This window comes from Arthrobacter sp. Bz4, assembly GCF_003075455.1.
Taxonomy (GTDB): domain Bacteria; phylum Actinomycetota; class Actinomycetes; order Actinomycetales; family Micrococcaceae; genus Arthrobacter_D.
This window is the reverse complement of the sequence record NZ_QDAE01000014.1, coordinates 1-12138: the sequence shown is the minus strand read 5'-3', so window position 1 is coordinate 12138 and position 12138 is coordinate 1. Positions and strand designations below refer to the sequence as shown.

Genomic DNA, 12138 nt, shown 5'->3' with positions numbered 1-12138 from the left:
GGCCGTTTGTTCAGGACGTCGGCGGATCCGCTTTACACCCGAAGTTGGTCGCAATCTCCACCCGGTCACCCACAACATAGGTTCGTCGGAACTCGACGTATTGCGCCCGATGACACCCAGTTCGCTCGATCAGTAGAAGTGGCGAACCGGCGGCACATTGCAGAAGCCTCGAGTGCTCCGGAGCGGCCAGGACAGCCGAGAGTTGCTCAGTTCCGCCGTTGAGGACCATTCCGCAATGCTTTTCGAGCTCCCCATACAAGGAGTTCCTGGTGAAATCTGAATCCACTAAACCTCCCGCAATATCTGCAGGCATCCACACTTCGTCCAGCGCAATTGGCTCCTCGTCGGCAAAGCGCACCCGAGTGAGATGGAAGAATTCGGCGTCCTGCTTCAAGGAAAGCAGGGTCGCCGTGGCAGGACTCTGTGTGATTTCCTGTTGAAGCACAACGCTTCGGTGTTCCATCCCAGAGTCTCGCACGGACGCCAGCAGGCTGTATAACGGGCCGAAGGCTGTATTTCCTCCCGCCTGGACCCGCGACATTCGCCCGGGATGCGCGTTAACGTGCCCCGCATCCCGCAAGGGCCTCAACGCTGCCCTGATCGTTCCGCGGCTGACCCCGTATCGTTGCGCCAACTCAAGCTCGCCCGGGAACCGGGCATCGAACGTGCCACGTTGGAGCTCGGTCAACAAATCGGCGCTCACCCGTTTCCACAACGGACCTGCCGCTCTAGTTCCATCAGTTGTCGTCATGCCGGTAATCCCTCCCGAAACCCTTCATTCAAACCGCACACCCGCATCCCCATTCATCCCATCTACTAGCTGAACCAAGGCTACGCCCCAGCAACTGGCCGAATGACGCAGCTTGAACGGCCTGGGAATGGAACCGTGAGGGATTGTCTCGCTGGGTCCCGTGCCACACTCCTGGCGCTGTGTGAGAGGTAACGCCGACCTGGAGCCAGCGACCAACCACCTGTTCCTGGCCTCGCGAGCCCTAGGAACACACGGCACGCTCACTGACTTCGGCTAGGCGACCCGGGCAGTCAGTTATGGTCTTCCTTTTGCCTTGGGGTGGACGTTGTCTCGGAGGCCCGGCAGACTGAAAGGTCAAAGCGGACGCAAGACTGTCGCCGGGAGAGACCCGATGGAGCACTTCAGCCGATTTAAAGGCGAGTTCCTCAAAGCGCTGAGGAATCTTCTGCCGATCGTCGTCGTCGTTGTGGTGTTTCAGGTTTTCGTTTTCCGTTCCGTGCCCGATGATCCTTGGGGTTTGTTGGCCGGGTTATTGATCATCGGTGTTGGGATTGCCTTGTTTCTGTATGGGCTGGATTTGAGCATCTTTCCGGTGGGCAAGAATTTGGCCAATCAGTTTGTCCGGCGCGGCGCGCTGAGCCTGTTGTTGCCGTTTGGTTTCGCCATAGGGTTTTCTGCATCCGTTGCAGAACCGGCGGTTATTGCGGTCGCGGAGCAGGCTCAACTGGTTAGTGGGGGGCTCATTGATGGGTTGACGCTTCGCCTAATCATCGCCATCTCGGTGGGACTCGTGATGATCCTGGGTATTCTGCGAGTGCTACGGGGTTGGGCTGTCCAGAAGCTCCTGATTGTCGGCTATGCCGTGGTGCTTCTTTTGACGTATCTGGCACCACCGGAAATTATCGGGCTCGCCTATGATTCGGGTGGGGTAACAACCAACATCGTTAGCGTCCCTCTGATCGCGGCCATTGGTCTCGGGTTGGCCAATTCCATTCGGGGACGCAGCCTTCTGGCGGATGGTTTCGGGCTGGTGGCGCTGTGCGTCATGGTGCCCATGATTGGGGTGCAGCTCTACGGGGTCTGGGTATACGCGCTCAGCGGGTCAGAGGCAGGGCTACCTGCAGTCGACCCTGAGGCGAGCACGGGTGGCTGGGTTGTAGGGATGATATTGGGTTTGGCTTCGATGATCCGGGAGGTCCTGCCGATCGTGGGTGTGGTCCTCTTTTTTCAATACGTCGCCCTCAGGCGACGGCTGGCCCACCCAATACGGGTAGCTGTCGGGTTCGCCATGGTACTGGTGGGGCTCTACGCCTTTGTTGTCGGGTTGAGGCTTGGGTTGTTTCCGATCGGGACCCTCATGGCGGAGCAACTCATCGAGCTGGGCATTCCGGCCCTCATTGTCCTGTTCGGGCTGCTGATTGGATTCGCCACTACGATGGCTGAACCCGCCCTGCTCGCAATTGGTGAGCAGGCTGAGAGTGTGGCACCGGGGCGGATCAACGGGTCCGCGGTGCGGGTTGTCGTTGCGACCGGAGTCGCTCTGGGCATTTCTTTCGGGGTGTACCGGATTCTGGTGGGGCCCCGTTCCAGTACTTCATCATGGCCGCCTATGCCGTAGCTCTGGTGCTGTCCTTCTTTGCTCCGAAGTACATCCTCGCACTAGCTTTCGACCTGGGCGGAGTGACGACGTCGGAGGTCACCGTACCGCTGGTAACGGCCCTCGGCATAGGATTGGCGGCTGCAGTAGAGGGAAGAAACGTGCTGGTCGACGGTTTTGGACTCATCGCTTTCGCCTCGGTCTTCCCGGTCATATCCGTCATGGTGTATGCCATGGTAGTGGAGCGATTTCCCAGGCTTAGAAAGGAACCGGCATGAAATTCACGGCCGTAGTAGTCATTGCCCCGGATGACCTTGAGGATGAAGTCATCAGACACGCCCAGCAGGCTGGTGCGGCGGGAGTGACGATCATGCAGGGAAAGGGCATCGGGGGCGAGGCGCGAAAGACGTTTTTCGGTCTAACGTTCGAGGGGACGCAGTCCGTGCTCCTGATAATCGTAGGGACACATCTGAGTACTCCGATCCTGAAAGAGTTGCACCAGGTCCTGGTCCGGGATAGGGAAAGCCGCGGACTGGCCTTTGCGATCCCCATCGAACACCTGACTGGGATCGATTTACGGCAGGTAGCCAGGTTCGAGGAACGCCTTCGCCACGATGATGCCTAGCCTGCCCGCTACTGATTGAGGAGAAAAAAGATGCTCACTGTCAAAGATGTCATGGCGGTCCAGGTGGTCACCATCTCGCCCTACAGCACACTGCGCGAGGCGCTGTCCCTAATGAGGGAACGCCAGGTGAAAAGCCTCGTGGTGGACCGTCAGCACGACCACGATGCCTATGGCCTCCTAGGCTACAGAGAACTGCTGGACGCTGTAGTGGCGCAGGAGGGCGATGTGGATCTACTGAACGTCTACGATGCAGCGACCATCCCGGTGATCACCATCAATGAACACCTGTCCGTACGGCAAGCAGCCGCCCTCATGAGCCGGTATCAGCTCAGCAGATTGGTGGTCGTGGAGGGAAATCGACTTGTCGGACTGCTTGCGATGAACGACATCTTGGCCCGGCGCATGGACGAACTGGCCTAGTCCTATCCAGTTCCGGGTTCGAGCACGGGCAGGCATTTCATTATCTGACTATCAGCACGTCCGCACGTGACAGCGCCAGTACCTGTTTGGCGACACTTCCAAGGAACACCTGTTCCAGCAGTGGCACCGTGCCACGCCGGCCGATAATGATGAGGTCACACCTACGTGTCTTCTCCAGTTCGAGGATCTGGGGCAGCGGCTCACCATGCACGGCGACTAGTTCAGAGACTTGTCCGGCCACTCCGGCAGTTTCGAGAAGTTTTCGCATCTTCTGGTAAGCTCCCTCTGGGCAGTAGCCAGGAACGGTTCGAGGATCGCATCGAGGTCTCGGGATGCCCGGAGCTTCCCTTCAAATGGCACCCCGTATGCATGCATCAGAATAAGATTCCCCTCCGGAGCTACAGCCGAGGCTGCACTCAGCGCAAGTCCGGACTGCGCGGAAAAGTCCACCGGAAGGAGCAGGTTCCGGTAAGGACCGGACGGCTTCTCTTTGACTACCAACACGGAGTGCCGGCTGGCTGCAGCCATCCTGGCTACAGTCGAACCCACGATGGGAAAGGGCAAGGCGCTGATTCCGTGGGACCCCAGGACCACTAGGTCTGCGGACACCTCGTCGGCGCATATTTCGATCTGGGTGAAGGCGTCGCCGGTGGCGACACTGACTCCGGCTACGATTTTGTGACGTTCGCCCAGTTCCCTACTCAGAGTGGCCAATTGTTCTCTTTGCGTGTTCACAGCCCGCTGTTCCAGCCCCTCAAGGATCCTAGGGACGAGCTGCCTGAAGCTGTGCAGGCTTGAAAGGTTTACTGCATGAAACAGGTCCAGGCCGGCCCCAGTTTCTTTCGAAATAAGGGCGGCCCTGTGGGCCACGCGATCGGCTCGGGCCGAGAAGTCGATACCGGCTAGTACCCGGCGTAATGCGTTCATAGTCCGATCCCCTTGGAGTGTGCTGTCCCGTCGTCGGGTAGCCGCCGTTGCTGCGGTGTTCCAAGGGGAAAGGTCCGCGTTTGCCCGGGTGAGAGGGTTGCCGATAGTCCCTCGATGATGACGTTGACAGGTTTTGTGTCGCTGGCGCGCAGGGCTAGGCGAACACTGGTCTGTGTGATGTTGATCTGGATTGGCTGTTCCCGGTAGTTGATGGAAAAAGTGACACCGGTTAGTTGAGCTGGAAGCACCGGGTGTATGCGCAGGATGTTGTCGCGGATCTCGAGCCCGGTGTAGCAACGGATAACCATGTCGATTGAGCCAGCCATGGCTCCGAGATGGATTCCTTCCCTGGTGGTGCCGCCCTGGATATCGGCCAGGTCGCTCTCAAGCGTTTCGGTGAGGAATGTCCAGGAGCGTTCCCGGTCACGTCGGGCCTCTACCCAGGAGTGCACCACATTGCTCAGTGTTGAGCCATGTGTTGAGCGTGACCCGTAAAAATCAACAGTGCGCACGATTGCCTCCGGTGGGAGGAGGTAACCCATATCCTGCAGCAGATCCCGAAGTTCCTCTGCAGAGAAGAGATAGAGGAGCATCAGCACATCGGCCTGCTTTGAGAGCCTGTAGTTATTGGTGCTGTCGCCTTCCGCCGCGAGGATCAGATCCAACCTGCCGATAGATCCGTATTTGTCCCGGTATCCCTGCCAGTCGAATTCTGGCAGGTTTTCGTATCCTTCGAACTGGCTCGGGACGCCGTCCGGGTGAAACGGAACGCGCAGTCGGCGGCTGATGTGTTTCCAGCGCTGGATTTCATCCGGCCCCAAGTTGAGCCGGGTTCGGAGAGGTTCGCAGTACCGGTTTTCGAGTAGTCCATAGACCTCTACTGCCCGGCGCAGGACCCATGCGGTCATCACATTAGTGTAGGTATTGTTGCGCAGGCCCAGCCCCGGAGAGCCCGGGTACCCATCGTGGAATTCGTCAGGGCCCATGACGCCCTCGATGTCGTACCGGTCGTCCCGGCTGTCGTAGCTACATAGGCTGGCGAAGAAGCGCGACACATCCAAGATAAGCTCGGCGCCTTGCTGGATGAGGAAGGCAATGTCGCCGGTGGCCTGGTAGTGGTGCCACACACTGTAGGCAACGGCGAGGCCCACGTGCCGCTGTCGCTGCGAGTTATCGGGCATCCACTTATCGTTATATGGGTTGAAAAGCTCTGTGGGCGTTTCTTCTCGTCCGTCAATGGCGCTTTGCCACGGGAACATTGCGCCTTCGAAACCGGCAGCCAGTGCTGCCGCGCGCGCCTCGTCCAGACGCCGGTATCGGTAGCCCAGTAGCGCCCGGCTGAGATCGGGGCGGCGGAGGGTGAGAATGGGATATACGAACAACTCATCCCAAAAGACGTGTCCGCGATAACCCTCCCCGTGCAGGCCACGTGCCGGGACGCCAGCATCCAGGTCCACGTCGACGGCAGCCACTGTTTGCAGGACATGGAAGGTGTTCAGGTTCAGCGCGAGTGATTGCCTCTTGCCGGAGTCCAGTGACACCTCGAACGACTCCCACAGAATATTCCATTCCTGCTCGTGGGCGGCCAATAGCCCATCGGCATCGCCCACGCGGTGCAGGGCATTAGTCACCGCTCGGGCGGGGGAAGCTATCGCCCGGTCGCGTGAGGTATAGACCGCGGCGGCTTTTTCCACGCGGGTCGGATGTCCCTGCTCCACGTCCAGAATAAATTCCTGGGCTACCCAGCCAGCGTTATCGCAGAGGAAATGGCGGTCTGGGGTGAGTGGGCTGTCCCCGTCGAAGGCCCGGGTGCGTGCGCCTGTGGCCACATGGATGCCAGATTGGGTGGTCTCCATATCGAGCAGTACGGTCTCACCATCGAGCTCGACTACCCGGCGAGGCATGAGATGGTTGCCGGTTAGCGAACGGTCCGCGGCAACGTTCCGGTTCGCAATCTGCCCGTTAATCGCGGACCGTACGGTGATGGGACCTGACCAGTCCTCGGCCTCAAACGTGGTGCTGAGCACGGCAATGTGCGGAGCCGCGTGAGACACGAACCGCAGTGATGTGACCTTGGTGGTTCTTCCTGCGTCATCTCGGAACCGGACGACACGGGTCAGGACACCTCTTCGTAGGTCCAACTCTTGACGGTAGCGAAGGAGGTGGGCGGTTCCCGGTTGGAACCAGTTGCCGTCGGCTACCCTGAACCACAGGGGTAGCCAGTTGGGGGCATTGACCATGTGTTCATCCTCAACGGAGTGCCAGGCCCGGTCTGTCCTCGCCCGGTTGTACACACCGGCGAGGTAGGTTCCCGGATAGTGCACAGCGTCCGCGTCGGCTTCTGGCGCTGCTCCCCGGGTAGCCCAGTAGCCATTACCGACCGTGCAAAGGCTCTCGCGCAAGCCTTCGGTCACTGGATCGAAACCGTCGTAGCTCAGAAGCCATTGGCTGCTGCCGGAATTGCAGCCGGCCCACGCCGATATTTTGGCGTCGGAGCCGTGATCCGGGTGGTCAGGGGCCGTCTCGCCGTGGGGCGGGGTTCTAGTCATGCCGGTGGCGTGTCGTGGCGGTGCGCCCAGCGCCGGACGCCCTTCTCGGCCTCCACGATGATCAGCACCGTTGAGCCGATGCCGATGCAAAGGAGCCATTCCCACGGACGCAGGGGCGTGAGCCCGAGTAAGTCCGCGGAGACCGGCCAGGTTTGCACGGCCCAGTGCAGTGTCTGGGCCGCCAGGGAGGTGAAGAGCAGAGGTTTGTTGGCTAGCAGCCGGAGCTGGAAGAAGGACTTGTTTTCGGCCCGCGAACTATGGACCTGAAAGAAGGTAAGCACCACGAACATCGTCAGCGCGAAGGTCCGGGCATGGGTTTCCGTGTACCCGTTGTGTAGAGCCACAATGAAAGTCAGGGTCACGGCCAGCGCCATCCAGCAGCCGGTGATCCCCGCCCGGAACCACAGGGTGCGCGAAAGGATGCCCTCGGACTGCGCGCGGGGCGGACGGGTGAGCTCATCACCTTCCGCCGGTTCGAAGGTCAGTGCGATGTCCTGGGCGCCATTGGTCACCACGTTCATCCACAGCATCTGGACCGGCAGGAACAGCAGGGGTGCCTCGGCAAAAACGCTCAAGGTCACGGCAACCAGGGCGGCCGCACCAGTGGAGAGCAGGAAGAAAGTGGTCTTCCGGACCGCGGAGAACGTAACCCGCCCCTCTTCAACGGCGTGCACGATGGTGACAAAGTTGTCGTCGGTCAGTACGACATCGGAGGATTCGCGGGCGACGTCGGTTCCGGACTTACCCATCGCGACGCCGATCGCAGCCGCCTTGAGAGCCGGGGCATCGTTGACGCCGTCGCCGGTGACAGCGACGACCTTGCCGTTGGCCTGCAGCGCGCGCACGATCCGGAGCTTCTCCACCGGGGACACCCGTGCCGCAACGGACGTCTGTAGGATCCGGGCGGCGAGCATCTGATCATCCAGGTCCGCCATTTCCGCGCCAGTGAGTGCGGGTTTGTCCGTCGAGAGGCCCAGCCGGCCGGCGATGGCCGTCGCCGTCACGGGATGGTCCCCGGTGATCATCATGACTTTGATCCCGGCCCGTCTGCATTTCACAATGGCGTCGGCTACTCCGGCCCGCGGAGGATCAGTCATTCCTTCCATCCCCAGAAACGTCAGACCGGAGGGCGGCGGCAGAGGTGAAGGCAGTTCCTCGCTATCGGCGAGGATTCTGGACCCAGTGGCAATGACACGCAGCCCGTCCCTGCCCATCGCTTCGTTGGCCGCGTGGACCTGCGCCTCGTCCAGAGGAACGGTTCCGCCGGGTACCGCCAGAACAACTGCCCCAGCCAGTACTGCCTCCGGAGATCCCTTCACGTACAGTGTCCGGCGCCCGGCGGCATCCTGCTGAACGGTCTGCGAATAGCGCAGGTGAGGTTCATAGGGTTGATGGGCAGCCGGTTCGGCTGTGCGCTCCGCTTCACTGATCGCGGCGCGGACGACGGCGGTCAGGGCCATTGCCGCGTCGACCGCGTCGCCTGAATATTCAAGGTCATCGTCTTCGGCGGAGAGTGTCGCCTCATTGGTCAGTGCACCGGCGCGCAGGACGGCACGCACCAAGGGCGAGTCCGTTGATCCGCTGTCGTCCCCAGCGGAAACATCCACGGTCCCGTCACTCGTCCAGATCCTCTCCACGGTCAGCCGGTTTTCGGTGAGCGTCCCGGTCTTGTCCGAACCAATGACATTGGTGGACCCTAACGTCTCAACGGCAGGCAGAGTGCGCACAATCGCGTTCCGCCGGGCCATCCGTGACACCCCCAGGCTCAGCGCCACCGTCAGGACGATCGGCAGTGACTCGGGAATGCTGGCAACCGCCAGTCCGACAGCGGTGCGGAACATCGTAGAGACGTCGTTGCCTAGCACCAGCCCGGCGATGAAGATGAAGACAATCGCGGCGAGGACAATCAGGCCGATCCGACGCTCCAGGCTGTGGGTGAGCAGCTGTAGCGGTGATTTCCCGGTTGGGCCCTGGACGAGGGCGTTGATCTCTCCCAGGGCAGTGCTGGCCCCGGTCGCAATCACGACGCCTTTGCCTCTGCCATTCCCAACAAATGTGCCACTAAATGCCACGTTCGTTTTGTCGGCGTCGCTGATGTCTGCTGGCAGGGCAGCGGTATGCTTGGACGCGGCGAAGGACTCCCCCGTCAGCATCGACTCATCCACCTGCAGTCCGTTGGCTTCGAAAAGCCGCAGGTCAGCCGATACCCGTTCGCCGCTCTCCAGCAGCACCACGTCCCCGCGGACGACGTCTCGCCCCGGGATTACCTGTTCTGTGCCGTCCCGCAGTACCCGGCACGTCGGGCTGGCCAACGATTGGAGTGCACGCACGGCCTCCTCCGCCTTGCGTTCCTGAAAAAAGCCCAGGGCCGCATTGATACACAGGATGAGGAAGATCGCGCCTGCGTCCACCCAGTGCTGCTGAACCAGGGTCACCACAGCCGCCACCAGCAGAATACCAATCAGCGGGCTGATGAACTGGCGAAAAAGTATCCGCCACCAGGGGCTCACCTTCGCGAAGCTCAGCTCATTCGGGCCCAGTTCAGCCAGTCGGCGGGTAGCCTCGGAACCGCTGAGCCCCTGCGGGCCCGATGACAAAACCGAGAAGACCTCGGGAGGATTCAACGCGTGCCATGAGGGCGGCGTCGCTGAGCTCGGCGCGGAGGCCGCGAACTGGGCTGACATAGGCTCAGTCTTCTCGGACACTGGCTATCCGACAAGGGACTTTCGGACCGAGTGCAGCAACTGACTGCAACAGGACAGCGGGAGCTCCTGTGCGCCGTAAAGGCCTTCCAGAAGGGGTCCTTAGGCTCTACCTGCCCGAATTCAGCCAGGGCATGATCTAAGGAGGAGACCCTCAACCAGTCAAGGACTGATCGTGAACGCGACTTTGATCCCACCCCATGCGAAAAGAGCTATGATTCCTCGCCCGGAGTCTACTGGCCCAACTCACAGTGGGGGGCCAGCGTGAGTACCCACGAGGCGCCGCAGCATCCGATTCTCGTCGGCTACGACGGATCTGACACATCAGAACGTGCAGTTTTGTGGGCTGCGCACCACGCCGCTGCGACCGGGCTGCCCCTCGTCGTCGTGCACTGCTGGATGGGAATGTCTCATTCAGGCGGACCTGGCTCGATCATCGACGCCTCCGACAGTGCCCGGCGGGCAGCAGAAAGAACTGCTGCCAGAGGGTTGGAACTCGCCAAACAGGCCGAGCCAGACGTCAACACAAGCGCTCATCTGATTGTTGGACACCCCTCCGAGGTCCTCACGAAAGCTTCCACGGACGCTTCTCTGCTTGTCACCGGGTCCAGAGGACTGGGCGGTTTCAAAGGCCTGCTCATCGGATCAGTCAGTCTCCACCTGGCATCCTGTGCCTCCTGCCCCGTTGCCGTCGTACGAAAAGAACGACTGGCAAAAAGGGGCATCCTCGTCGCCATTGACGGCTCGCCCCAAAGCGACAAAGCCCTTCTGTTTGCCGCGGATATGGCGAAAGCGCGCCACACCTCCCTACGTCTACTGCATATTCGTCCCTACAGCCGATACGCCATCACGCGACCACCGGTTTCAGAATCAAAGAACGATCCAGTCGTCCAACAGGCCCTCGATCTACTGGACGATGACGTCGATGTCACCATCGTCGAAGACTCGTTGGACGGACCCACTGTGCCGAGGAATATCGTTTTGCATGCACAAAAGGCCTCCTGCGTTGTTGTCGGCGCCAAGGGACGCAACACCCTCACCGTTCGCCTCGGGTCCACCGTGCACGCGGTCTTGCATTATGCCCAGGGGACAACCATCATCGTCCGCTGATGAAGCCTGTTCTCGGCCCAGGTGAATCCCCCAATCTTGTCTACGAGCCCGCCGATCACCCAGCTCATCGACTGCGGCGTGGAAGTTCTCCAGTACCCGTGAGGTATTCAGCAATTGTGGCAAGTTTGGTATTGGTATTCGAGCTCGAACGCACAAGCAGAATGAATGCTTGATTCCCAGTGATTCCGTACCGCTCCATCAAAATCCCCTTAGCCTGGCCGATCGTGTCCCGGCTGGCAAGAGCATCATGCATCTGATCCATTTTTTTGCTCTCCGCAAAAGCCACCGACGCGTGAGCGGCAATCAAGAGTCCAATTTCCTCCGATTCGGCATTGAATGCGTTGGTGTGCCGGCTATAGAGGTTCATCGCCCCAAGGTTGTCCCCTTCCACGTAAAGCTGAAAAGCGAGCATACTCGCAGCACCGAGGTTCATCGCCCCCTCAGCAAAACGAGGCCAGCGGTCTTCGTGAGCCATATCCGGAACACTGACGGTGCGGTGTTCGAATACCGCATCAAGGCAAGGACCCTGACCGACCCGGGTCTGCAGAGCATCAACCTGTCGGGGGAGATCGCTCGACGGGGCGCGGGACTCTACGCGCCGTCGTCCCGTTATCAGACTGATCGAGGCATCATCGGTGCCCGGCACCAGGTCGATGGCTGCCTTGACCATATGCGCGAGGAGGGATTCCACATCGTCTTCGGCTTGCAGCACACGAGCGAACTCACTCATCTGCTCGGCCATGTCTTCGAAAGCGACACTGCTTGGGATAGCTCCAACGAGTCTGTTCGGTGCGGTACTGCTTTCCGCCATATCCCAGTATCCCGCGTTATGTGAATCCAGTCCACAGATCGTCCGAAGCCCCGTCATTACCACGATTGGACATCAACTCGTGGAGAGACGCGTGGGCTACTTCTGCGCACTTTGCAGTGCTCGGGGCTACCGCCCTGGCGTATTTGCGTCTACGCTGTCCCTTAGGTCCAGTAGCTGGCCGCAAGAAGATCAACTTGTGGAGCCATGCGTGGAACATAAATTGCGAGTCATTATCAAGCTGGAGATCGACCATGCCAGCGCGACCGTTCAGATTACCGGTTGTCTGACGCCTCAAGGCTGTAAGGCGCTTCTCCCCCTAATCATCCGCGCTCAAGGCTTATCCGGAAGTCTCGCGGTTCAGATTGACCTCTCGCACGCACGTCACATCGACGCCGAAGCACTGCATTCGCTGGAGGCCTACTCGCTCACGGGGACCGTCGCGGCAGATCCCCAACTCCGGATCACGATGCCCGCTCATCTCCCTACCTGTCCCGCGCTGAAGCACAGCCTCGATGTTCTTTAGCCGCAAGCAACCCAGAAGAAGCCTTCCCCTGGGTGCCAGAATGCCCAGGGGACCTCCACTTGCCGATTTCTCGACGAGTCCCGCCACGTTCGGGCGGAGCATGGGGGGTCTGCCCGGACGTGG

General features: G+C 60.4%; 12 protein-coding genes. 6 read left to right on the top strand and 6 right to left on the bottom strand.

Annotation, left to right across the window (positions count from 1 at the left end):
* Window positions 1-10: 10 nt before the first annotated feature.
* Entirely contained in the window at window positions 11-751 is a 741-nt protein-coding gene (locus DDA93_RS11220) for a GntR family transcriptional regulator (RefSeq protein WP_243400605.1), read from the bottom strand.
* 391 nt (window positions 752-1142) lie between these two features.
* Between DDA93_RS11220 and DDA93_RS11215 the strand changes: the two genes are divergently transcribed.
* From DDA93_RS11215 to DDA93_RS11205, 4 genes are read left to right on the top strand one after another with little or no spacing between them, the layout of a single operon-like run.
* A complete protein-coding gene (locus DDA93_RS11215) occupies window positions 1143-2369 on the top strand; it encodes a DUF1538 family protein (RefSeq protein WP_347693552.1) in 1227 nt (408 codons plus the stop codon).
* Window positions 2351-2626 (top strand): DUF1538 family protein, encoded by a 276-nt coding sequence (locus DDA93_RS17130; RefSeq protein WP_347693550.1) that lies wholly within the window; start codon window positions 2351-2353, stop codon window positions 2624-2626. Before DDA93_RS11215 ends, DDA93_RS17130 begins: the two co-directional genes overlap by 19 nt.
* Window positions 2623-2973: a transcriptional regulator gene (locus tag DDA93_RS11210; protein WP_116778839.1), complete on the top strand. Its 351-nt coding sequence runs from the start codon at window positions 2623-2625 to the stop codon at window positions 2971-2973. The genes DDA93_RS17130 and DDA93_RS11210 overlap by 4 nt, the downstream gene beginning before the upstream one ends.
* A 30-nt stretch (window positions 2974-3003) precedes the next feature.
* On the top strand, window positions 3004-3393 hold the full coding sequence (locus DDA93_RS11205) for a CBS domain-containing protein (protein ID WP_116778838.1): 390 nt from the start codon (window positions 3004-3006) through the stop codon (window positions 3391-3393).
* 40 nt (window positions 3394-3433) lie between these two features.
* Here the strand turns inward: DDA93_RS11205 and DDA93_RS11200 are convergent, their stop codons facing one another.
* From DDA93_RS11200 to DDA93_RS11185, 4 genes are read right to left on the bottom strand one after another with little or no spacing between them, the layout of a single operon-like run.
* Window positions 3434-3634: a universal stress protein gene (locus tag DDA93_RS11200; protein ID WP_165802624.1), complete on the bottom strand. Its 201-nt coding sequence runs from the start codon at window positions 3632-3634 to the stop codon at window positions 3434-3436.
* Window positions 3610-4320, bottom strand: a complete 711-nt coding sequence (locus tag DDA93_RS11195; RefSeq protein WP_116778837.1) for a universal stress protein — start codon at window positions 4318-4320, stop codon at window positions 3610-3612. Before DDA93_RS11195 ends, DDA93_RS11200 begins: the two co-directional genes overlap by 25 nt.
* Complete coding sequence (locus tag DDA93_RS11190) at window positions 4317-6869, bottom strand: glycosyl hydrolase family 65 protein (RefSeq protein WP_243400604.1); 2553 nt, start codon at window positions 6867-6869, stop codon at window positions 4317-4319. Before DDA93_RS11190 ends, DDA93_RS11195 begins: the two co-directional genes overlap by 4 nt.
* A complete protein-coding gene (locus tag DDA93_RS11185) occupies window positions 6866-9553 on the bottom strand; it encodes an HAD-IC family P-type ATPase (RefSeq protein ID WP_116778835.1) in 2688 nt (895 codons plus the stop codon). The genes DDA93_RS11190 and DDA93_RS11185 overlap by 4 nt, the downstream gene beginning before the upstream one ends.
* A gap of 282 nt (window positions 9554-9835) precedes the next feature.
* Here DDA93_RS11185 and DDA93_RS11180 point away from each other — a divergent pair, with 282 nt between their 5' ends.
* Window positions 9836-10681, top strand: coding sequence for a universal stress protein (locus tag DDA93_RS11180; protein WP_116778834.1), 846 nt, complete (start codon window positions 9836-9838; stop codon window positions 10679-10681).
* Window positions 10682-10745: 64 nt separating this feature from the next.
* Here the strand turns inward: DDA93_RS11180 and DDA93_RS11175 are convergent, their stop codons facing one another.
* Complete coding sequence (locus DDA93_RS11175) at window positions 10746-11423, bottom strand: GAF and ANTAR domain-containing protein (protein ID WP_116778833.1); 678 nt, start codon at window positions 11421-11423, stop codon at window positions 10746-10748.
* 277 nt (window positions 11424-11700) lie between these two features.
* Between DDA93_RS11175 and DDA93_RS11170 the strand changes: the two genes are divergently transcribed.
* A complete protein-coding gene (locus DDA93_RS11170; protein WP_116778832.1) occupies window positions 11701-12015 on the top strand; it encodes a hypothetical protein in 315 nt (104 codons plus the stop codon).
* Window positions 12016-12138 lie beyond the last annotated feature (123 nt).